Below are 24,112 nucleotides of genomic sequence, written 5' to 3'. Positions count from 1 at the left end.
ATTTACAAATTACGATTGCCTGGTTTCAAAAAAGAAATCAGGCTTTTTTGCTTAAAACTTAATCTGCTATTTAAAACGATTAGCTTTAAATTCGTATTTATAAATTGTCATTCGTAAATCCCTGTCTACTGTAGGCAGATAAAATCGTAAACACGCTTTTCGAGATGTTCTGAAAGGCATCTCGAAGTAATTAATAAAGTGGATTTGAAATCCACTATATTTAAAAGTTCAAGATGCGCTTCGCTTAACATCTCGAACAATTATGATGACTAAAATATCAGCCTTGTTTCAAAAACGAAATCAGGCTTTTTTGTTTAAAACTTAATCTGCTATTTAAAACGATTAGCTTTAAATTCGTAGAGACAAATCGTCATTCGTAAATCCCTGTCTACCGTAGGCAGATAAAATCGTAAATCAAATTGGCTAAAACTAAATCAGCATATTTCTGTCAGAGTTGTGGTTTCGAAACCGCTAAGTGGTTGGGCAAATGCCCATCTTGTAACCAATGGAATACCTTTGTAGAAGAAGTAATTGAAAAGGGCAATTCGCATGTACCTACTTGGAAATCGCCTTCTGGTACACAGCGTTTAAGTAAACCAAGTAAGGTTGAAGACATACAAAGCGCTACTGAAGAAAGAACAAGCACTGGCGATTTAGAATTAGACCGCGTTTTAGGCGGTGGCTTAATTGCTGGTTCGGTTATTTTAATTGGTGGCGAACCGGGTATTGGTAAATCTACGCTTATGCTCCAATTAGCATTAAATGTAGTCGGGAAAAAAGTGTTGTACATTTCTGGCGAAGAGAGTGAGCAGCAAATTAAAATGCGTGCCGAAAGGATTACCACTCAACCTAAGGCAGATTGTTTTATCCTTACCGAAACTTCAACCCAAAACATATTTAAACAAATTGAGCAGTTAGAGTCAGAAATTGTAATTGTAGATTCGATACAAACCTTACATTCTGCTCATATCGAATCTACTCCTGGTAGTGTATCTCAAGTTAGAGAATGCACCGCAGAATTACTTCGCTTTGCAAAAGAAACCAATACGCCAGTATTTTTGATTGGCCACATTACCAAAGATGGTGCTATTGCTGGTCCGAAAATTTTAGAACACATGGTTGATACTGTTTTACAATTTGAAGGCGATAGACATCACATCTATCGAATATTAAGATCGATAAAAAATCGTTTTGGTGCCGCAGCAGAGTTGGGTATTTATGCTATGCAAAGCAGCGGGCTAAGAGAAGTTTCTAATCCTTCAGAAATATTATTATCTCAAAGGGATGAAGAACTAAGCGGCATAACCATTGGGGCAACTTTAGAGGGCGCTAGACCAATGTTAATAGAAACACAAGCATTGGTTAGCGTTGCAGCGTATGGCACGCCGCAACGATCGGCAACTGGCTTTGACACCAAAAGAATGAACATGCTCTTGGCGGTATTAGAAAAACGTTGTGGCTTTAGGTTAAGTGCCAAAGATGTTTTTTTAAATATTGCTGGCGGAATTAAAGTAGAAGATCCTGCCATAGATTTGGCTATTATGGCAGCGATTATATCTTCACATGAAGATATATTTATATCTTCTAAAATCTGTTTTGCAGCAGAAGTGGGCTTATCAGGAGAAATTAGAGCAGTAAATAGAATAGAACAAAGAATTTCTGAAGCAGAAAAACTAGGCTTTGAAAAAATATTTATCTCTAATTATAACCTAAAAGGATTAAACAAAGATAAATTCAAAATCCAAATTGTTACGGTAAGCAAAATTGAAGAAGTTTTTAGTTTATTGTTTGGGTAATTAGCTAAGACTAGGAATATTATTACCCAATTTATGCTTAATTGGGTAAAATTTCTACATACTGTTGAATAGAAAAACTTGGCACATTAGATCAAAAATATACTAAATATTTGTATTTCAGATAAATACAGTAATTTTTTAAATTATTAATCATATTGGACAACTTATTGTCTTATGGTTATTGTTCTCATCTAGTAATGGAGGTTAACAAAACAATAGGGATGATTGACCTCACTACTGCAAAGTAGTGGGGTTTTTTTCTGAATAATTTTTATTCACAAGATTATTGCCCTAAGTAACAAGATTTTAAATACTTTTGTATCAGCACAAAAAATATCAAAACAATGAAAAAAGTTATTTTAAGTATTGCATTCAGTTTAATTACTGCATTAACATTTGCTCAAGATGCAAATACAATTGCTGGTAAAGCATTTGGAGATGGCGTTAAAAAAGGCGAGATCATTACCACCGCAGAAGTTGATGCAAAATTAGGCGACAGCACTAAAAGAGATATGAAAGTTACTGGCGAAGTAGTATTAGTTTGTCAGAAAAAAGGTTGTTTCATGAACTTAGCTATGCCAAATGGCGAGACGATGTTTGTAAACTTTAAAGATTATGCTTTTTTTATGCCCAAAGATTTGGCTGGTAAAAAAGTTGTGATTGATGGCTTTGCAGAAAGAAAAGAAACCTCTGTTGAAGATTTAAAACATTTTGCAGAAGACGCTAAAAAGTCAGCAGAAGAAATAGCAAAAATTACAAAACCTAAAAAAGAAATTGTGTTTGAAGCAAAAGGAGTTGTAATTTTGGAAAATTAAGAAGGTTCTCCTTTTTAATATTGATTGATTGAACCCTGCTCTCTCCGGAGCAGGGTTTTATTTTTATAATTATTTTGTAACAGCTTTAGTTATTTCATATCTATAATTTTATATTTAAATAAAAAATAACGCCCATGATTATTATCGCAATTATCGCCATCCTTGTACTAATTTTTGGTATCAGCATTTACAATTCTTTAATTAGCAAAAAAAACCAAGTTGCCAATGCCTTTTCAGGCATTGATGTAATGCTTAAAAAACGTTTCGATCTTTTGCCAAACTTAGTAGAAACTGTAAAACAATACACCCAGTATGAAGGAGAAACCTTAACCAAAATTACCGAATTACGTGGCAAGGCCTTAAGCACAAACGCTACCGAAGGTGATAAATTAGCCTTAGACCAACAGATTGGTACAGCAGTAAAAGGATTAATGGTTAGTGTAGAAAATTATCCAGATTTAAAAGCAAATACCAACTTTTTAAATCTGCAAACTACGTGGACAGAAAGTGAAGAACAAATTGCCGCAGCCAGAAGAAACTATAATGCAACTGTTACCACTTACAACAATGCTGTAATGATGTTTCCGAGCAATATGTTTGCAGGCATGTTAGGTTACCAAACTATGCCAGTTTTAGAAACTGCTTCCGAAGAACGTAAAAACATTAGCGCAAAAGAACTTTTTAATAGTTAATGGCTCAAGATTTTATCAGCAACCCTCAAATTCAGCCAGTTTTAGCCGAATTAGAAACGCTTAGAAAAAAGATTGTATCTAAGCAAACTCAAGGCTGGGGAGCAATTGCATTTGGCATTTTACTGCTAATTATTGCCGTAGCTTATAGCGCAGTAATTATCGGTGTTGTAGTTGGTGCAGCTGCCATAATTCCTGGTGTGGTTATCCTTTATAAAATTAGCGATGAGGGTGCGCTTTACAAAAGCCGCTTTAAGCACGAAATAATTGGCGCTGCCTTAAGTTCAATAGATCAAAATTTAACAATTAATCCAAATAATGGCATTGCCGAAGAAGAATTTAAATTCTCGCAACTATTTACTCAAGAGCCAGATAGATACCACACAGAGGATTTGATTACTGGTAAAATAGACAAAACTGCTTTCTATTTTGCTGAGGTACATGCCGAGTATAAAACCGAAACGCAAGGCAAAAATGGTAGGCAAACCCATTGGCACGATATTTTAAAAGGCATAGTATTTACTGCAGATTTCAATAAAAACTTTAACGGCATCACCGTAATTAGACCGAAAGATTTTGGCGCTACTCTTGGAGCATGGTTTTCCAAAAACGTATACTCTTTCGGCAATAAAAATGTAGTAGAGCTTGAAAATGATGGTTTCAATAAAAATTTCGTGGTATACAGCACCGATCAAATTGAAGCCCGTTACATTTTAACACCAGCATTAATGGAAAAAATTAATGATTTAAATAGTCGATCGGCTTACACTGTTTCGCTATCTTTTATCGATTCCAGAACTTATATTGCTTTCCCATTAGACCATAATTACTTTGAAGCTCCTGTTTTTAAATCGCTACTAAAACCAGATTTGTTAAAAAATGATATGGCAATTTTAGGTTTTATGTATGATATTGTACATGAGCTAGATCTGAACACCAGAATTTGGACTAAGCAATAATTATTATATTCATATTTTGATGATGAAGATTTTTGAAAAGCTAAGCTAGTATTTCATATCAAAGTTAGTCCCGCTGAATGTTTTACTTCAGGGTAATTAAAAAAATTACCACTACGTGTTCGCTGAATATCTTTAAGTTAAGCTTTTGATTTTGCACACTGTATGTCATTGCGAGGCACGAAGCAATCTCCTTGCCTTTTAGAGTCTAATTACAAAGAGGAGATTGCTTCGGGCGATGAAAAATCGACCCTCGCAATGACGAAACTCTCTTAACTTAATGGGATTAAGTATTCACTTCCGTCGGGTTTAAATAACATCTGGTGTGGAGCTATACAGGGTTTCCTTGCACTTGCCTAAGTTAAATAGCCCAAATTGAAGCGGCATACTTTTTATTAGTATAGGTAAACTTACAAAGTCTGATAATTTTATAGAAAGCGACTTCTTAAGTTTTAGCAGAGGTCCAAAAAGATATAGCGGAAAGTTGGACTGCCCTTAATCGTTGTAGTTTCATTGCGCTTCAAAACTAATTTAACTCATAGATTTTTCTCTCCGCTCTGAATGACAAAAACGTTATAAAAAAATCCCTTAACTTTCGCTAAGGGATTTGTATAAGTCTTCGACTAGGCTCAGACTGACAATTCTATTTTGATAAATACATCGATTTGTCTTTAACCAATTTACGGAAATAAGGATCTTCTAAATCTTTAATGAAACGTATAGCTTCACCAGTAGATTTCATTTCTGGCCCTAATTCTTTGGTTACTTCTGGGAATTTATCGAAAGAGAAAACAGGCTCTTTAATGGCATAACCTTTTAGCTTGCGCACAATGTTAAAATCTCTTAGTTTATTAACGCCAAGCATAATTCTGGCAGCGATGTTAATGTAAGGTACATCGTAAGCTTTGGCTATAAAAGGTACTGTTCTCGAAGCACGTGGATTTGCCTCAATTACGTAAACTTTATCATCCTTAACCGCAAACTGAATATTTAATAAACCAATTACGTTTAAAGCTTTTGCTATTTTCTTCGAGTAATTTTCCATATCGGCAATTACTTTTTCTGATAAGCTAAAAGGAGGCAAAACTGCACTCGAATCGCCAGAATGGATACCTGCAGGCTCAATGTGCTCCATTAAACCAACTATGTGGCAATCTGTTCCATCAGAAATTGAGTCTGATTCAGTTTCTTCTGCTCTATCTAAAAAGTGATCGATTAAAACACGGTTACCAGGTAAATCGCCGAGTAGTTTTACTACTGCTTTTTCTAAATCTTCATCGTTAATTACGATGCTCATTCCTTGTCCGCCTAATACGTAACTTGGGCGAACCAAAACTGGATAACCAACCTCGTTTGCAACAACAATTGCTTCTTCTGCATTTTCTGCTACACCATATCTTGGATAAGGAATTTCTAATTCTTTTAACAAATCAGAGAAACGACCACGATCTTCGGCAATATCCATATCGTTATAAGAAGTTCCGATGATTTTGATGTTATTCTCATGTAGTTTTTCGGCCATTTTAAGCGCCGTTTGACCACCTAATTGTACAATTACACCAACTGGATTTTCTAATTCAATAATCTCACGTACATGTTCCCAGAAAACTGGCTCGAAATATAATTTATCGGCCATGTTAAAATCTGTAGAAACCGTTTCTGGATTACAGTTGATCATGATTGCTTCGAAACCACTTTCTTTAGCTGCTAACAAACCGTGTACGCACGAGTAATCAAATTCGATACCTTGACCAATTCTATTCGGGCCAGAACCTAAAACAATTACTTTCTTTTTATCAGAAACAATAGATTCGTTGGTACCTAATTCATCTCCGTTTGATAATATTTCTTTACCTACTAATGAAATCTGAATTGGCGCTTCCTCAAAAGTGGAGTAGAAATATGGCGTTTGCGCTGCAAATTCTGCTGCACAAGTATCAACCATTTTGTAAACCCTTCTAATGCCTAGTTCTTTTCTACGATTGTAAACATCATCTTCGGTTACGTTACCTAAAACGTAAGCAATTTGTATGTCTGAAAATCCTTTTTGCTTTAAGTTAAAGAAAACGTCTTTCGGTACATTGTTTAGCGAATATCGCTTTAATTCTACCTCAAGGTTTACTAATTCTTGTATTTGGGTTAAAAACCATTTATCTATTTTGGTTACCTTACGGATAGATTCTAAAGGCACACCCATGCTCATTGCATCTTTAATTAAGAACAATCTGTTCCAACTTGGATGCTCTAAACCGTACATTATTTCTTCAATGCTTCTGTTATGTCTCCCATCAGCACCTAAACCAGCTCTGCCAATTTCTAAACTTTGCGTTGCTTTTTGTAATGCCTCTATAAAACTACGGCCAATTGCCATTACCTCTCCTACAGATTTCATCTGCAAACCTAACTCCATATTTGCACCTTTAAATTTATCGAAATTCCAACGAGGGATTTTTACGATAACATAATCTAAAGTAGGTTCGAAATATGCTGAAGTTGTTTTGGTAATTTGATTTTCTATTTCATCTAAATTGTAACCGATGGCTAATTTAGCTGCAATTTTTGCAATTGGATAACCCGTTGCTTTACTTGCCAAAGCTGATGAACGAGAAACACGAGGGTTAATTTCGATAGCGATGATGTCATCATTATCTGGGTTTACAGAGAACTGAACATTACATCCGCCAGCAAAATTACCAATGGCACGCATCATTTTTATAGCTTGATTACGCATTTCTTGGTAACAACGATCTGATAATGTCATTGCTGGAGCAACGGTAATTGAGTCTCCAGTATGAATACCCATCGGATCGAAGTTTTCGATAGAACAAATGATAATTACATTATCGTTTCCATCTCTCAACAATTCCAATTCGTACTCTTTCCAACCTAAAACCGCTTTTTCTACTAGAACTTCGTGAGTTGGCGAAGCTTCTAAACCACGTTTTAAAGCAGCATCAAAATCTTCTTTTTTGTGCACAAAACCACCACCAGAACCACCTAATGTATATGATGGGCGAATTACCAATGGAAAGCCAATGCTTTGTGCGGCTTCTTTTCCTTCTAAATAAGAATTTGCAATTTTTGATGGAGCAACACCCACACCAATATCAACCATTAATTGGCGAAACGATTCTCTGTTTTCGGTTTTTTCGATTGCAGCAACATCAACACCGATTATTTTAACACCATGAGCTTCCCAAATACCACGTTCTTCTGCATCAACGCAAAGATTTAATGCTGTTTGACCGCCCATGGTAGGCAATACGGCATCAATTTTAGGCAAATTTGGATTTGTTGCGTGGTCTGTTAAAATTTGCTCAATCGAATCTAAAGTTAATGGCAATAAATAAACATGATCGCCGATAACTTTATCCGTCATAATTGTTGCCGGATTAGAGTTGATAATTGAAACCGTAATTCCTTCATCTTTAAGAGAAAGTGCGGCTTGAGAACCAGCATAATCAAATTCGCAAGCTTGGCCAATAATGATTGGTCCTGATCCGATAATTAGTACTGAACGTATAGAGGTATCTTTAGGCATGAGGTTTTTAAAAAAGTCTAAAGTGAATAGTCAAAATTTTTGACTGATAGCTGGAAGAATTCCTTTGCTATGATGAAATATCCCAACTGCTCTGTCGGGATGCAAAGATAGGTTTTTGAACAGAGATTTAATTGATTTATTTAAAAAATATTATAATAAAAAAGAGGACAATTTGCCCTCTTAATTTTATTTCGAAATATGCAGTTATTGCATTAATTTAATTTCGCCAATATCTGTTGTAGCACTATCTGCTACTGCTACGTTTTCAACTGATATATCTTTATAAGGCGCATTTGCCTTAACCCAAACCATATAGGTGCCCTTTTTTACATTACTAAAAACAAAAGCTCCGTTATTGATCTGACTTCTTAACGTATCAGTTCCTGCAATTGCTAAAACTTCTTTGGCGCCTTCTGCAGGCGTTACTTTTCCTTGTATGCCGCCTTGTTTAATTGATCCGAAGGCAAATAAGCCCAATGATAGGGCTGTAGCAACCAATATATTTAAACCTGCTCTTTTCATAATGATAGATTTAATTTTTTATAAATACTTAATTAGATAAGTATAGAAATAACAATTCATTAAATTACATTGTTTCAATTATAAATCATTTGTATAAAATTCAATACATCAAATAATTTCTTAGCATAAAAACTTTTTGCAAGCAATAATCGTTTATATATTTAACAAAGCATCTCAGTTAGATTTTGTTTCAGAAGTCACGCAAAAGTCAAGAAGATGTTGAAAAACAATTATTGGCAAAAATGTTGTACTAATGGTAATCATAATGCGTTTAGTAAGTGTTATCAAAATTTGCACAGCGATTAGCTGATTTGAAATCGATCTAAAATTTCCTCAACAAGTTTGAGGATTCTTCATAAATAGTTTGTTTGGTTTATTTTCCGGTAGGGGTTGTTCCCTATCGGATTTTTTGTTTTACATGATTTTGTTAACTAAACATGTCCACTTAACCATATTCAAAACTGATATGTATTTTATACATTTGAAAAATGTTAGTATTGGCAAACGGATTTACTGAAAGCATAAACCAATTTCTTTTCGGCACTGGATTGTTAGAATGGTGCGGAGTTTTTACTGGCATTCTTTGCGTTTGGCTTGCTGCAAAAAATAACATTTGGAACTGGCCTATTGCCTGTGTTTCGGTGATAATTTATATTTTCATTTTTTTTGAAGGGAAACTTTATGCAGATGCTGGTTTGCAGGTATACTTTTTATTTATGAACTTATACGGTTGGTATTTTTGGAGTAAACACAGAAATAATCCAACCCAAGAAAGACCAATATTAAACATTACTAAAAAGGAAATACTGCTTTCTATCGCTGGCATCATTTTGTTTACCGTAGCTTTGGGTTTCACCTTGTTTAAAAAAACAGATGCCTCATTTCCATTTATTGACAGCTTTTGTACAGCTTGTAGTTTAGTTGCTCAAGTATTTTTGGCTCGTAAAGTTTTACAAAATTGGTTAATTTGGGTTTTTGTAGACATCATTTATGTTGGCGTTTATTTCTCAAAAGATTTATACGCAACAGGGTTGATGTATTTATTATACATCGGCATTGCAACTATGGGCTACATAGATTGGAGGAAAATTTACCGTGAACAAAAAAATTAAAAAAATAGCGATCGTTGGCCCAGAAAGCACGGGCAAATCTACCATGTCTATTGCTTTGGCTAAACATTATAATGTGCCTTGGGTACCAGAATATGCCCGCTATTATTGCGAAGCTTTACCAGCGGATTGCACTTTGCAGGATGAAATTAATATGTTTCATGGTCAGGTTGCTTTAGAAGAATCTATTTTGGCTACTGCCGAAACCGATTTTATTATTTGCGATACCACTTTTGCAACGGTAAAAATTTGGAGTGATGAATTTTTTGGAGAAACGCCTCAAATTGTTTTAGATGGATTAAAAAATCGTCCGTATGATTTTTATATTTTGTTAGACATTGATTTGCCTTGGCAGGATGATCCACTAAGAGATTTTCCGCATAAGCGAGAACATTTTATGCAAGTTTGGCATAATGAACTGAGCGCTCTTAATGCAAATTATGTTGTTATTGGCGGTATTGAAACTAGGTTGCAAAATGCGATTAAAGCAATTGATGAATTCTTGTAGCGGGAAAATTAAGGCGCCATTTTTTGATGATTTGCTAGCGTTAACGATGGAAGCGGCATCCCCCGATTTTTCATCGGGGATACAGCGGACAGCGTGTAAAAACGCCCAAAAAAAAGAACAAGTAACTAATTTTACAATCAATTTCGTATTCTCAATCATTTTGTTTTACATTTGCCCCATCAATAAGGGGTGCCTTGTTTTGTAAAAAACACAAATAAAGGCTGAGAACATACCCATTTTAAGGTTGAAGGTAAAAGCTTATAAGGTTGAAGGTAGCGATACGCTAACCCTAAACACTAACAGCTAAACCCTAACTTTAAATGCACCTGATCCAGGTAATGCTGGCGTAGGGATGGTTTATGGAGTTTAACTAAGGCTGGGAGTACCCCTACTCTTGGCAGGTTTAACTAAAACAAAATTACAAATTGAAAAATTTTAAAATCTTGGCATTATTTGCCATGCTATTGCCTTGTGTGGCTATGGCTCAAATTACGGTTAACGGTAAAGTAACCGACAACAATCAAAAACCTTTAGCAGGTGCAACCATCAGGTTAAAAAACAATGTTACGGCTGTTAACTCAAATACCAATGGCGATTACACTTTAAGTTTGCCATCAGGCAGATACACTTTCATGGTTAGTTTTTTAGGGTACCGAACTGAAGAAAAAACAATTAACCTAAGCTCAAACACAGCACTTAATTTTAGCTTAGCGCAACAAATTTTTATTGGAGATGAAGTTGTGGTTAGTGCAACAAGAGCAAGTAAAAACTCGGCCACAACATTTAAAAATTTAGATAAAGCGGCAATCGAGAAAAATAATCTTGGTCAAGATTTACCTTACTTGCTAAACCAAACGCCATCTGTTGTAGTAAGCTCTGATGCAGGAACAGGAATTGGTTATACTGGCATAAGAATTAGAGGTAGCGATGCCACAAGAATAAATGTAACTGTAAATGGTATCCCATTAAATGATGCCGAAAGTCAAGGAAGTTTTTTCATTAATCTACCAGACTTAGCCTCATCAGTAGATAACATTCAAATTCAACGTGGAGTAGGTACATCTACCAATGGTGCAGGTGCTTTTGGTGCAAGTTTAAATATACAAACAACTACCAGAAGAGATTCGGCCTATGCCGAGCTAAACAATACGTATGGTTCTTTCGAAACTTGGAAAAATACCGTAAATGTAGGTACAGGATTAATTAATAACAAATTCAGTTTTGATGGGCGTTTATCTAGAATAAAATCTGATGGCTATGTAGATCGGGCTTCTGCTAATTTAAAATCGTTTTTTGTTTCAGGTGCTTATTATGGCGAAAAAGATATCCTTCGTGCCAACGTATTTAGCGGAACAGAAAAAACTTATCAAGCTTGGAATGGAATTTCTGAAGCAAAATTGTTAACAGATAGAAGACACAACGACTTCACTTACGATAACCAAACGGACAATTATCAACAAGATCATTACCAGTTATTTTATACCAGAACATTAGGTAGTCAATTAACAGCAAATGCTGCTTTACATTACACTTACGGCAGAGGTTATTACGAAGAGTTTAGAGAAAATCAGGTATTAGATGATTACAATATCCCAGCGGTGAATATTGGCGGAGCTACAATCACAAATTCTGATTTAGTGAGAAGATTATGGTTAGATAACGATTTTTATGGGGTAACCTATTCATTGAACTATACGCCAAAAAGCAATTTAAACTTTATTTTGGGTGGCGCATACAATGAGTATGATGGTAAACATTTTGATGAAGTAATTTGGGCACAATTTGCAAATTATGATGGAAGTGGATCAATTAGACACCGATACAATGACAATGATGCTTTTAAAACAGATTTTAACATTTTTGGTAGAGCCAATTACCAATTAGATAAATTTAATTTCTTTGCCGATTTGCAATACCGTAGTGTTTATTATTCCTATTTTGGTATCGATCCATCGGGTACTCCGGCACAGCAAAATGCTAGTTTAAATTTCTTCAATCCGAAAGCAGGTTTGACTTATAATTTTAATGCAAAAAGCAATGTTTATGCATCTGTTGCGGTTGGTAACAAAGAGCCAAACAGAAGAGATTTTACCGATTCGAATATCAATAGCAGACCATTGCATGAAAATTTAACCAATTTTGAAGCAGGTTACAGAACCCAATTTAGCAACCTATCTTTGGGGGTTAATGGTTATGCAATGCTGTATAAAAATCAATTGATTAACACTGGTGAGCTAAATGAAGTTGGCGGACAAACCAGACAAAATGTACCAGATAGCTATCGTTTAGGTTTAGAATTTGATGGTAGATGGCAAATATCTAAAGATTTTTATTGGGCTGGAACAGCTACATTTAGTACAAATAAAATTAAAGAGTTCACAGAATTTATTTACGATGAAGACCCTACTGCAATAAATCCAGTTGTAATTAACACGTATCAAAATACCAATATTTCTTTCTCTCCCTCGGTAATTGCATCTAGTGAGATAGGCTATAATGTGATTAAAAACGGACAAATTGCTTTTGTAAGTAAATATGTGGGCAAACAAAATTTAGATAATACATCTGCCGGTAATAGAACCTTATCAAGCTTTTTTGTAAATGATATTCGCCTAAGCTACAACACCACATTTGCTGGCGTAAAAAATATCGGATTAACGTTTATGGTGAATAATGTATTTAACGAATTGTATGAAAACAACGGTGGTTCTTACAGCTATCTTTTTGGCGGAGCTTTAGAACGTGGCAATTATTATTACCCACAAGCAACCCGAAACTTTTTGTTAAATTTAAGCCTTAAGTTTTAACCCCCAACCCCCTAAAGGGGGCTTTTTACATCGTCATATCGAGCGCAGCGAAGCGAGGAGATATCTACAGATTTGCACTGCTAGAACAAAAAAAGTGTAGACTATTACAGATTTCTCCTCGCGGAAAGCTCGTTCGAAATGACGTAAAATATATCATGAAAAAATACATCGAAAAATTACATTTCATCACGCATGATCTTGCACAAAGTTCACACATTGAACAAGTGCAAGTAGCCTGTGAAGCTGGTGCAAAATGGATCCAATATCGTTGTTTAAGCAAAGCTGATGATGAACTTTTAGCGGACATCAATCTTATTGCAGAAATATGCGATGATTGGGGAGCAACTTTAATTGTAACCAACCACATCCATTTAAAAGGCAAAGCCGATATTCAAGGTTTTCATATTGAAGATATGGATGCAGATTTCATCGCCCTGCGTAAACAAGTTGGAGAAGAATTTACTTTAGGTGGCTCTGCAAATACGGTTGAGCAATTGATAAAATTGGCAAATGAAGGTGCAGATTATGCTGGTTTTGGGCCATTTAATACAACCTCTACTAAGCCAAACGATAATCCTTTGGTTAGCATAGATGAATATGCCAACGCTGTAAAAAAACTAAAATCAGCTAATATAGATTTACCAATTTTAGCGGTTGGCGGAGTTACTCTAGCAGATGTGCCAACATTAATGACAACTGGAGTTTTTGGTATTGCTGCATCATCAGCAATAAACCAGGCCGAAAATATGTATGAGGCTTATGTAGATTTTTACAGGGAAGTAAATTAGTTCTCAAACTTTATCATTCCGAGGCACAGCCTGTCCCGATTTCTCGGGAAGGAATCTCTAATAGGGATACTTCGCTGCGCTCTGTATGACAATGAGCATATTAAATTACCAAAATCAGGTCATTTTATGATTGTGAACAGATTCAAAGAAATTGAACAGCTTATATTTGAGCATATCAAATAATAAAACATGGATAACGCAAGTACGGATATCTTAAACATTGATGATGTTAAGTTATTAGTAGATGATTTTTACGGAAAAATTAGAGACAATGAACTTTTATCTCCCATTTTTAATGGCGTTATTAAAGAAAACTGGCCTGCCCATTTAGAGAAAATGTATGGCTTTTGGCAAACTTTATTGTTAGATGTGCAAGCATACAGCGGCAGTCCGTTTTTGAAACATGCTAAACTTCCCATACAAAAAGAACATTTTGACACATGGATTAGCTTATTCAATGAAACCGTAGATGAACATTTTACAGGCGAAAAAGCTTCAGAAGCCAAATGGCGTGCAGTAAGAATGAGCGAAATGTTTCAATATAAATTAGATTATTACAAGAACAACCCTGCTCAACCATTAATTTAATTGGTTAAAATCTTGTAATTTTTCCCTTTGTTATACTTTCCTGTTATTTTCTGTTAAATAATTAAGCTACTAAACCTTATTTTAGCAGAAATTATTTTCCATTGGAAGAACAATCTGTTTTAGCCGAAAAAAAAGACCCATTTGCTGCCCTCAGGTTTAGAGAATTTCGCTCATACATTGGCATGCGTTTCTTTTTCACTTTTGCTTACCAAATGCAAGCCATTGTTTTAGGCTTGTACATTTACGATTTAACAAGAGATCCATTAGCACTGGCTTTTATTGGTTTATGCGAAGCCATTCCATCTATATCAATTTCACTTTATGGAGGCTATGTGGCAGATAAAACAGAAAAAAAAGGATTACTGATTAAAATTTTCGCTGCTGTTTTAATTTGTTCTCTGGTAATGTTAACCTTTACCAATAAGCAGATGGGGCTGCAAAAAGATACAATTCTGCCCATTTTATACAGCATGATTTTTTGCATCGGCTTAGCTAGAGGCTTTTTCGGACCAACAACCTTTTCTTTAATGGGGCAAATTTTACCAAAAAAATTATATCCAAACGGGGCAACTTGGGGTAGTTCTAGCTGGCAATTGGCTTCAATTTTAGGTCCAGCAACAGGCGGTTTAGTATATGCTCATTTTGGCATAACCAACTCATATTTGGTTATTACCAGTTTTATTTTTGTTGCTTTAATCTGCATTCTATTTTTAAAAGCGCACCCACCAACATTTATCCCTAAAGAAAGTATTTTAAAAAGCTTAACCGAAGGTGTTCAATTTGTTTTTAAAAGTAAAATGATGTTGGGAGCCATTAGTTTAGATTTGTTTTCGGTGTTTTTTGGCGGAGCAGTTGCGCTTTTACCTATTATAGCGATAGAAATTTTGCATGTAGGATCCGAAGGTGCAGGTTATATGCGAGCTGCAGTTTCTGTTGGTTCGGTTTTAACTATGTTGGTTATGACTAAATACCCACCGATGAATAAACCTTGGCGTAATTTGTTAATTGCTGTAACAGGCTTTGGTGTAAGCATCATTTGTTATGGCTTATCAACTAGTTTTTACCTTACGCTATTCTTTTTATTCTGCGAAGGCGCTTTTGATAGTGTAAGCGTTATCATCCGTTCTACCATTATGCAATTGCTTACACCAGACCAAATGCGTGGACGAGTATCAGCGGTAAATAGTATGTTTATTGGCTCATCAAATGAAATTGGCGCTTTCGAATCTGGTTTAACAGCAAAGTTAATGCGTACGGTTCCGGCTGTAGTTTTTGGCGGTAGCATGACCCTAATTATTGCTTTCGTTACTTACATGAAAACTAAAAATTTATTGCCACTTACCTTAAATGATATTAAGCCAGCCGATAAAATTGAAGATCAAATTTAAATCATTGGGGTATTACTATTTGCCTTTAAATAGTCTTTTCTAATCACTAAGTAAATAATGCTACCAACAAAAGGAGCAAATAAAACCAAAGCCAAGAAAACAAATTTCATTAAGCCTGTTTTAAATTCTGATCGTAAAATATCTACAATACAGTAAATAATTAACAGAAAGGGCACAGCTACAATCGCTAAAATTAACCCAATTTCTGCACCACCCATGTTTAAAAATTCTAAAAGCATATCTAATAAATAGATTTGTTATAGAAATAGTTTTAAAATTTTTGAAAAGCAATAATTCTGTAGCTATTAAAGTTAGTCCGGCTTTCCATTGTATCTGTTCGCTTCCTTCGACTACGCTCAGGATGACAGCTCACAGGATGCCATTTCAATCCGGTTTAAATTGCAAGTTTTTTGCTACTATTAGGGGCTGCAATTTGCCAAGAACCACCAACTTTGTTAATTAAATCAGCCAAAGGCAGACAGGCTCCGATTTAGCTTTAATATTTTTGTCATGCTGAGCTTGTCGAAGCACAAAAATATGATAGCATTGGCGGGACTACAATTGCCGATGAAAAACTGACATTGTTTTTCAATAGATTTAAGCATTACGATACCCAGTCAAGCTGGGTACAACGAAACGACTGAAAACATTGCGACTCCGAGGAACAGCCTGTAAAGATTTTGAGCAAGGAATTTAATATTGGAATTAGGGATAGAGATTCTTCACTATGTTCAGAATGACAAATTTTGCCTAACTATCTAAACGTTCCCCAACCTGCTGTCTCCACATGGCGTAATACAAACCTTTTTCGGTCAATAAATCTGCGTGTTTACCTTGCTCAATGATGTTTCCTTTCTCCAATACAAAAATTCGATCTGCATGGCGAATGGTTGATAAACGGTGAGCAATTAAAATGGTAATATGACTGGTTAAAACAGAAACATCACGAATAGTTGCGGTAATTTCTTCTTCGGTTAAGGAATCTAATGAAGAGGTTGCCTCATCAAACACCAAAATATCAGGATTACGCAATAAGGCTCTAGCAATGGATAAACGTTGTTTTTCGCCGCCCGAAACTTTAACGCCACCTTCACCAATTACGGTATCTAAACCTTTATCAGCTCTTGCCAACAAATTATGGCAAGCCGCCTGATGCAACACTTTCATAATTTGCTCGTCGCTTGCATTTGGTTTTACAAATTGTAAATTTTCTCGTATCGTACCTGAGAAAAGCTGCGTATCTTGCGTTACAAAGCCAATTTTTTCTCGGAGCTGATCTAAATCTATCTTTTTGCCAGAAATTTTGTTGTAAAAAACTTCTCCTTCTACAGGTTGGTATAAACCCACTAAGAGTTTAACTAAAGTTGTTTTACCAGAACCAGATGGACCAACAAAAGCAATAGTTTCCCCATTATTTACAGCAAAACTAACTCCGTTTAAAGCATTGTGTTTGCCAGACAAATGTTTAAAACTTACGTTTTCAAAAGCTAAAGTTTCTACCTTTTCTATCTTAGCAGGATTAGCTGGTTTAACATCAATTGGTGTATTTAAAATCTTTTTAAAATTACCCAACGAAACCTCGGCCTCACGCCAAGCTAAAATTACATTGCCCAATTCTTGTAGCGGACCAAATAAGAAAAACGAGTAAAACAAGAAAGAAAAATATTGACCTGGTGTAATTGCTTTATCAAATATTAGCATCAATAAAACCACTACCATGGTACTACGAACCAAATTTACCGTTGTGCCTTGTACAAAACTCATGCTACGTACATATTTTACTTTACGTAGCTCTAAACCTAAAATTTTGTAGGTAGTTTTGTTTAAACGGTCAATCTCTTGACTAGCCAATCCTAAACTTTTCACCAATTCGATATTACGTAATGACTCGGTAGTAGAACCTGCCAAAGCTGTTGTTTCTGCAATAATAGAACGTTGGATGGTTTTAATTTTTCTGCTCAAAAACCAGCTTAAAAAACTAATAATTGGAATAGAAGCTGCATAAATTAACGAAACCTTGTAGCTTACGCTTAGTGAATAAACGATTACGAAGATTAATCCAATTAAGCTTACAAATAATATACTAATAAACGAGGTGATAAATTTCTCACTATCAGTTCTTACTTTTTGTAAAATACCTAAGGTTTCTCCACTTCGTTGATCTTCAAATACCTGATAAGGCAATTCTAGTGAATGCTTTAAACCATCAGCGTACATTTTGGCACCAACTTTTTGTACAATAATGCTGGTAAAATAATCTTGTAAGTTTTTGGCGATTCTTGATACCATTGCCGCACCAACAGCTAAGCCAACCAAACCTAAAACACCCCAGATATATTCCTCCCTGCTTAATTCAGTATGTCTGTTGATATATTTATCTAATATTTGTCCGGTAAAATATGGATCCATTAGTGAGAAACCAATGTTAAAAGATGCAAGTACCAATGCAAGCACTACAATCCACTTGTAATCTTTTAAATAGTTGAGCAGTAATTTCATGTGTTGTTTATTAATGGGTTTGAGTTTTATAAATTGCATTAATGAACTCGCACTCTCGGTTTGTTTTGGGGTGCAAAAATAAACAAAGGGAATGAAGCTTAGCTACATTCCCTTTTATATTACATTTTAGCGATATAGTGATTGCTTATGCAATAAGAATCTACTATATCGTCATGATATCTTTTTCTTTCACTTCTGCGTGTTTATCAACTTTTAAGATGTAAGCATCGGTAATCTTTTGCACTTCGCCTTCACCGGTTTTAATTTCATCGTCAGAAACACTTTCGCCTTTTAATTTTTGGATTTTGCTGTTGGCATCTTTACGGATATTACGAACAGTGATACGGCCTCTTTCTGCTTCCTCCTTAACTTTTTTAACTAAATCTTTACGGCGTTCTTCTGTTAAAGGTGGCACAACCAAACGGATAATTATACCATCATTTTGTGGGTTGATACCAATGTTAGCTTCCATAATTGCTCTTTCGATAGGAACCAATAAAGATTTTTCCCAAGGTTGGATAATTAAGGTACGAGCATCTGGCGTAGTAATACCACCAACTTGAGCTAGTGGAGTTGGTGTACCGTAATAGTCAACCATAATTCCATCTAACATACCTGCTGATGCTTTACCAGCTCTTATTTTAGTTAGTTCAGCTTCGCAATGTGCAATTGCTTTATCCATTGTTGCCTGAGCATCTACCAATTGTTTCTTTATGAGGTCATTCATGATTTGTAGTGTTTATACAAAAATATAAAAAAAGCTTAAAACTAGCCCTGTACCAAGGTCCCTATTTCTTCGCCGTTGGCAATTTTCATAAAGTTGCCATGTTTGTTCATATCAAATACGATGATTGGCACTTTATTTTCTTCGCAAAGTGTAAATGCAGTCATGTCCATTACATTTAAACCTTTTGCATATACTTCTCTAAAAGTAATTTCCGAATATTTTGTTGCAGTAGGATCTTTCTCTGGATCTGCGGTATAAATTCCATCAACACGAGTTCCTTTTAGAACAGCATCTGCGTTAATTTCAATCGCTCTTAATGCTGCTGCAGAATCTGTAGTAAAATAAGGGTTGCCGGTTCCTGCACCAAAAATAACTACTCTGCCTTTTTCTAAGTGACGAACAGCTCTCCTGCGTACAAATGGTTCGCAAATTTGTTCCATTTTAATGGCTGATAACAAACGGGTTTTTAAACCAACTTTTTCTAACGCATCTTGCAAAGCCATACTGTTAATTACGGTAGCTAACATGCCCATGTAATCAGCTTGTGCTCTATCCATACCAGATTTTTCTGCACTTAAGCCTCTAAAAATGTTACCGCCACCAATTACAATTGCTATTTCAAGACCTTTGTCGTGAACTGCTTTAATGTCTTCGGCGTACTGTTTAACACGCTCATTATCAATTCCGTATTGCTTATCGCCCATTAACGATTCGCCGCTTAGTTTCAGTAAAATCCGTTTGTACTTCATGACCTCAAAAATAGGTAAATGTTTTAAAGTTGGAAAGTATTAATGTTGAAAGGTTGAATTAACTTTCTTTCCTTGAAAAATAATTTCCTTAGTCTTAAGAGATTGATCTAAAATTATTAGGTTAGCAGCATAACCGATTGCTATTTTACCTAGCTCATCTTGTTTGCCTATAACCTGTGTGGGGATTAAATTAGCCATATTTAATGCGTCATTTAAAGGAATATCACAGTTATCAACACAATTTCTAACCGCATCAACCAAAGTAATATTCGAGCCAGAAAGTGTGCCATCTGGAGTAATAAATTTATCGCCCACCAATTGATGTTGGTATGGTCCGATATTACAAGCAGTAACGGCATCCGTAATTAAAAACAATCTACCTTTAGCCAATTTATAGCTCAATTTTATCGCTTCAAAATTTACATGGCTGCCATCGGCGATGATACTTGCCAAAGCTGTTGGGTGATTAAAAAAAGCAGTTGGTAAATTTGGCTCACGATGATGGATTGACGGCATTGCGTTAAACAAGTGTGTTGTTGTAACTATCCCTTTGTTGTAAGCTTCAGTTGCCTGCTCAAAGGTAGCATCGCTATGCCCCATAGAAAGCACTATATTGTTATCCAATAAAAGCTGTATTACTTCATCATCTTGTAATTCTGGAGCAATTGTCATCATTTTAACCACTCCATCTGCATGTTCAAGCACAGCTTTAACTTCTTCTAAAGTTGCTTTTTTGATAAATTTAGAAATATGTGCGCCTCTTCGCTTTACATTTAAATATGGGCCTTCGAGGTGTAAACCCATAAAACTTTTTGCCTTTGGGCGATATGCTTTTGCTGCTTCTATTGACTGACGAACGATTTCGGGAGAGTTTGTAGCAACACAGGCTAAAAAACTTGTTGTGCCTTTGCTAATTAAATCTGCATCCATTTGTGCTAAGGTTTCTACACTGGGGTAAGCAGAAAATAAATTGCCACCGCTACCATAAATTTGTAACTCAATAAAGCCTGGCACTAAATAATCTTGTTCTGCATCAATTATTTCGTAACCGTTTGGTAAGGTTCCATCGGTAAATGCTACAATTTTACCTTCATTAATTAATACCGTTTGGTTGGCAATTAACTCATTATCTTTAAAAAAACGGCTGTTAGTTATGGCTATCATGATATCAAAAATTGCAGGCAAATACGTGTTTAAACACCGATAAATCGTGTTTCATAATTTACTATTTATTATAAAATTTTGTAAATTTCTCCAAATATTGAAAGGAAGATGAGCAAAAAAGCAAATAAAAGCACAACATTTACAAAGCCAAATTTACAAGAAAAATCTATCGATTTTAGCGATCATATTTGTACGGTTATTATTACGCTTTACCTACTCATAGAAATGTCTCCGAAAATAGAAATTCAAGACCAAATGGGGTTACATTGGCTATTGATTGCGGCTTTAAATTTTCTTTCTCTGTCTTACATTTTTAGCAATAAAAATTTAATTGATCCTTTTCAGTTAAAATCTGTATTTAGAAATGCCATAAGCATCCCTTATTTACTCTTTACCTTTATATCTGGTGTTTCAATAATTTTAGCGCTAAATCCTGTAGAGGGTTTGGTAGTTTACAGCAGAGTTTTAACCACCGTTTTGGCCTTTCTTGTTCTTGGTGTTTTACTATTTAACAAATTGCACTTAATAAAAAATATTGCCTTAGTTATTACATTTTTGGCGCTAATGCAAGGTTTTGAAAGCGTAACTTACTTTTATAAAAATGTTAACAAAACTCCAATTGATGTATTAATTAACGATTTACAAGGAACCACTGGCAATAAAAATGTATTTGCAGCTGCTTTTATCATCAAACTTCCATTTATTATTTACTGCATAATTACACGTCGATCTTTATTAAAAGTAGTAGCCATTTTAAGTCTCTTTCTATGCCTATTTTCGGTGTTTTTAATAAATGCAAGGGCAGCATTTTTAGGTCTAATTTTAGAATTAACCATCATAACTATCGGTATGGCTTACCTCAGATGGAAAGATTTAAAATCAAAAAAGCATCTATTTAATACCAGTTACATCATTGTTGTTTTATTACTAAGTTTTATGGTAAGTCAGCATAGCTTAAAAAATGCGACTAAAGATAAAAGTTCTACATATGGTACGGTAGCCACTAGGCTAGGCACTTTAGCAGAACAAAATACTAGCGAAACAAATATTAGACTTGCCTATTGGAAAAAATCGATAGACTTAATTAAAGAAAAACCATTTATTGGCGTTGGTTTAGGGAACTGGAAATTATACACTCCATTATACACCAACACTATATTAGATGATAATGTATTCTCCAAACATCCACATAATGATTTTATTGAAGTTGCTGGAGAAACTGGTGTACCAAATGCCCTCATTTATTTATCTATTTTTATAATTGCTTTTTATTTAACTGTAAAGATTTTAAGTTCTGATAGAAGTTTAGAAGCAAAAACAATCGCAATCATAACTTTTGCTGCCTTGAGTGGTTATTTTGTTGATGCATTTTTTAATTTTCCGGCAGAAAGACCAAACATACAATTCCTTTTTGCATTGGCTCTTGCCTTATTTATTGTAAGCTGGCGTAATGGTAAACCACTTTTTATAGTTAGCAGTACAAATAAACCTTTAAAGGTATTTGCTGGGCTAGCGATATTACTTTGCATAAGCACTATTTATGTAAACGCGATGGTTTTTAACTCGTCTAGAGCACAATACAAAGTAGATAATGATTTGGCCGCAATAGATGGGATAGATACTGCGATGCCAAAATTAAAATACGAGGATGTTAACCTAATGTTTCCGGAGATGCCAAACATTGGAGAAAACTCTGAGACTATTGGCTTTAAAAAAGCAAAATACTTGCAAAAGGAAAAAAGATTTGATGAGGCAATTAAACTGTTAGACAGCGTACATTATCAAATGCCAAATTTAGTTTATGGCGATTATTTGAAATGTAATATTTACCTAGAAAAGAAGCAGTTAGACAGCGCCTTTAAATATGGCAAAAAAGCAGCTTATGCTAAACCTAGACATTTCTATTATTTTAGAATGGCTAGTTATTTGGCCAGAGTACACAAAGATGTTAAAGAAGTGCAAAAGCTTTTCAATCAGTATAATAAGTATCGAAAAGACCAGCAATCCTATTCTTATTATGCAGAATCGCTATTTTATAGTGATTATAGTAAAACGGAAGTTAAAAAAATTGTTAATGAAGGCTTAAAACTTTATCCTACCGATGCAACCATGCTTGGTTTAAAACCTTATTTACCATAATATAGGTTTGCATATTGCAACTGTAAATAATTGCACAAGCTTAAGTTAAATATATCCCTTACTAGTTCGAGCTTGCAGCTCGGACTTATAATTTTGGCACGAGCTACAACCTCACAACAGCGTTACGTTTTAAGCTATGCAACTGCAAATAATTTCACAATCCTGAGTTTTACAAACCCGATAGCAGTGAAAATTTTTGTCACGCTGAGCGTAGTCGAAGCGCAAAAAATTGGAACAAATAGCGGGACGAACGATAATGTGGAAAAGGATTTTGCTTTACCAAAAAAATCTTGAAGACATTGAGAATCTGTCTTGAAAACGTATTAATAAGTTTAACTTCCAGCGTATAGCATTACGATTGCCAGTCAAGCTGGCAATGACGGACATAACTAAACAAAAAAAGTCCCGATAAATCGAGACTTTTTAATATTGTAGTAAGCTTAAAATTAAGCGCCTAATTGTACTCTTGTGAAAGCTGTTACAGTTAAACCTTTAGAAGTATTGTCTAAAAATTTACGTACATCCATCGAACCGTCTTTAACAAACTCTTGGTTTAATAAAGTACTGTCTTTGTAGAATTTGTTCAATTTACCAGCTGCAATTTTTTCAACCATTTCTTCTGGTTTACCTTCTTGACGAATAACATCTTTAGCAATTTCGATTTCACGCTCGATAGTTGCTGGATCAACACCGTCTTTATCAACAGCAACTGGGTTCATTGCAGCAATTTGCATTGCAACATCTTTACCAGCATCAGTAATATCAACACCATTTGCACCTTCAAATACTACTAAAACGCCCATTTTACCGTTAGAGTGGATGTAAGAAACGATTTTTTCGCCAGATACATTTGCATACTCTTGAATAACGATTTTCTCGCCGATTTTACCAGTTAATTCAGTAATTGTTTCTGCAACTGTACGTCCATCTTCTAATGTAATAGCTGCTAATTCTTCTGCATTAGCAGGATTATTAGCAACTGCAGCAGCTAAAACAGCCTGAGCTAAATTACGGAAATCTTCAACTTTAGAAACTGGTTCAGTTTCGCAAGCTAAAGCAACTAATTTACCATTTGTACCATCTGCTGAAACAGCGATTGATACTAGACCTTCTGAAGTAGCATTACCTGAACGAGCCGCACTTACTTTTTGACCTTTTTTACGCAATAAATCAACCGCAGCTTCGAAATCGCCATTAGCTTCTACTAAAGCTTTTTTGCAATCCATCATACCAGCGCCAGTTTGTTGGCGTAGTTTATTTACATCTGCGGCAGTAATTTGTACTGTTGACATTTTGTATGTTTTTTAACCCGCAAATCCCGATAAAT

19 protein-coding genes are annotated in these 24,112 nt (G+C 35.1%); 11 read left to right on the top strand and 8 right to left on the bottom strand.

What is annotated here, in order from left to right:
* Positions 1 to 419: 419 nt before the first annotated feature.
* From radA to FA045_RS01345, 4 genes are all read left to right on the top strand, one after another.
* Positions 420 to 1,796: a DNA repair protein RadA gene (gene radA / locus FA045_RS01360; RefSeq protein ID WP_136873663.1), complete on the top strand. Its 1,377-nt coding sequence runs from the start codon at positions 420 to 422 to the stop codon at positions 1,794 to 1,796.
* 344 nt (positions 1,797 to 2,140) lie between these two features.
* Positions 2,141 to 2,611, top strand: a complete 471-nt coding sequence (locus FA045_RS01355) for a DUF4920 domain-containing protein (protein WP_136873661.1) — start codon at positions 2,141 to 2,143, stop codon at positions 2,609 to 2,611.
* A 134-nt stretch (positions 2,612 to 2,745) separates the two neighbouring features.
* Positions 2,746 to 3,303 (top strand): LemA family protein, encoded by a 558-nt coding sequence (locus FA045_RS01350; RefSeq protein ID WP_205943075.1) that lies wholly within the window; start codon positions 2,746 to 2,748, stop codon positions 3,301 to 3,303.
* Entirely contained in the window at positions 3,303 to 4,259 is a 957-nt protein-coding gene (locus FA045_RS01345) for a DUF3137 domain-containing protein (protein ID WP_136873657.1), read from the top strand. The genes FA045_RS01350 and FA045_RS01345 overlap by 1 nt, the downstream gene beginning before the upstream one ends.
* 640 nt (positions 4,260 to 4,899) lie before the next feature.
* Here FA045_RS01345 and carB read toward each other — a convergent pair.
* Complete coding sequence (carB, locus tag FA045_RS01340) at positions 4,900 to 7,797, bottom strand: carbamoyl-phosphate synthase large subunit (protein WP_136873655.1); 2,898 nt, start codon at positions 7,795 to 7,797, stop codon at positions 4,900 to 4,902.
* 204 nt (positions 7,798 to 8,001) lie between these two features.
* A complete protein-coding gene (locus FA045_RS01335) occupies positions 8,002 to 8,319 on the bottom strand; it encodes a peptidase associated/transthyretin-like domain-containing protein (RefSeq protein ID WP_136873653.1) in 318 nt (105 codons plus the stop codon).
* Between the two features lie 488 nt (positions 8,320 to 8,807).
* On the opposite strand from FA045_RS01335, the gene pnuC reads away from it, so the two are divergent.
* The 6 genes from pnuC (at position 8,808) to FA045_RS01305 (ending at position 15,507) form a co-directional block, all read left to right on the top strand.
* Entirely contained in the window at positions 8,808 to 9,431 is a 624-nt protein-coding gene (pnuC, locus tag FA045_RS01330; RefSeq protein ID WP_136873651.1) for a nicotinamide riboside transporter PnuC, read from the top strand.
* Positions 9,415 to 9,936, top strand: a complete 522-nt coding sequence (locus tag FA045_RS01325) for an AAA family ATPase (RefSeq protein ID WP_136873649.1) — start codon at positions 9,415 to 9,417, stop codon at positions 9,934 to 9,936. Before pnuC ends, FA045_RS01325 begins: the two co-directional genes overlap by 17 nt.
* A gap of 425 nt (positions 9,937 to 10,361) precedes the next feature.
* Positions 10,362 to 12,743, top strand: coding sequence for a TonB-dependent receptor (locus FA045_RS01320; RefSeq protein ID WP_317130560.1), 2,382 nt, complete (start codon positions 10,362 to 10,364; stop codon positions 12,741 to 12,743).
* Between the two features lie 155 nt (positions 12,744 to 12,898).
* Positions 12,899 to 13,531: a thiamine phosphate synthase gene (locus FA045_RS01315; protein WP_136873647.1), complete on the top strand. Its 633-nt coding sequence runs from the start codon at positions 12,899 to 12,901 to the stop codon at positions 13,529 to 13,531.
* Positions 13,532 to 13,720: 189 nt separating this feature from the next.
* Complete coding sequence (locus FA045_RS01310; RefSeq protein WP_136873645.1) at positions 13,721 to 14,119, top strand: group III truncated hemoglobin; 399 nt, start codon at positions 13,721 to 13,723, stop codon at positions 14,117 to 14,119.
* A 101-nt stretch (positions 14,120 to 14,220) separates the two neighbouring features.
* Positions 14,221 to 15,507 (top strand): MFS transporter, encoded by a 1,287-nt coding sequence (locus FA045_RS01305; RefSeq protein WP_136873643.1) that lies wholly within the window; start codon positions 14,221 to 14,223, stop codon positions 15,505 to 15,507.
* Here the strand turns inward: FA045_RS01305 and FA045_RS01300 are convergent.
* From FA045_RS01300 to nagA, 5 genes are all read right to left on the bottom strand, one after another.
* On the bottom strand, positions 15,504 to 15,746 hold the full coding sequence (locus FA045_RS01300; protein WP_136873641.1) for a PLDc N-terminal domain-containing protein: 243 nt from the start codon (positions 15,744 to 15,746) through the stop codon (positions 15,504 to 15,506). The two genes, FA045_RS01305 and FA045_RS01300, sit on opposite strands and share 4 nt — an antisense overlap.
* Before the next feature lie 511 nt (positions 15,747 to 16,257).
* Complete coding sequence (locus FA045_RS01295) at positions 16,258 to 18,006, bottom strand: ABC transporter ATP-binding protein (protein ID WP_136873639.1); 1,749 nt, start codon at positions 18,004 to 18,006, stop codon at positions 16,258 to 16,260.
* Between the two features lie 163 nt (positions 18,007 to 18,169).
* Entirely contained in the window at positions 18,170 to 18,733 is a 564-nt protein-coding gene (gene frr / locus FA045_RS01290) for a ribosome recycling factor (protein WP_136873637.1), read from the bottom strand.
* Positions 18,734 to 18,774: 41 nt separating this feature from the next.
* Positions 18,775 to 19,482, bottom strand: coding sequence for a UMP kinase (gene pyrH / locus FA045_RS01285; RefSeq protein WP_136873635.1), 708 nt, complete (start codon positions 19,480 to 19,482; stop codon positions 18,775 to 18,777).
* A gap of 39 nt (positions 19,483 to 19,521) precedes the next feature.
* Positions 19,522 to 20,646: an N-acetylglucosamine-6-phosphate deacetylase gene (nagA, locus tag FA045_RS01280; protein WP_136873633.1), complete on the bottom strand. Its 1,125-nt coding sequence runs from the start codon at positions 20,644 to 20,646 to the stop codon at positions 19,522 to 19,524.
* 108 nt (positions 20,647 to 20,754) lie between these two features.
* On the opposite strand from nagA, the gene FA045_RS01275 reads away from it, so the two are divergent.
* The gene (locus FA045_RS01275) at positions 20,755 to 22,785 is read left to right on the top strand and encodes an O-antigen ligase family protein (RefSeq protein WP_136873631.1); all 2,031 of its coding nucleotides are present in this window, start codon (positions 20,755 to 20,757) and stop codon (positions 22,783 to 22,785) included.
* A 446-nt stretch (positions 22,786 to 23,231) separates the two neighbouring features.
* Here the strand turns inward: FA045_RS01275 and tsf are convergent, their stop codons facing one another.
* Positions 23,232 to 24,077, bottom strand: coding sequence for a translation elongation factor Ts (tsf, locus tag FA045_RS01270; protein ID WP_136873629.1), 846 nt, complete (start codon positions 24,075 to 24,077; stop codon positions 23,232 to 23,234).
* Positions 24,078 to 24,112 lie beyond the last annotated feature (35 nt).

The sequence above is a fragment of the Pedobacter cryotolerans genome, assembly GCF_005116475.1.
Lineage (GTDB): Bacteria > Bacteroidota > Bacteroidia > Sphingobacteriales > Sphingobacteriaceae > Pedobacter > Pedobacter cryotolerans.
The sequence above is the reverse complement of the archived record's forward strand: the minus strand, read 5'-3'. Positions and strand labels throughout refer to the sequence as shown.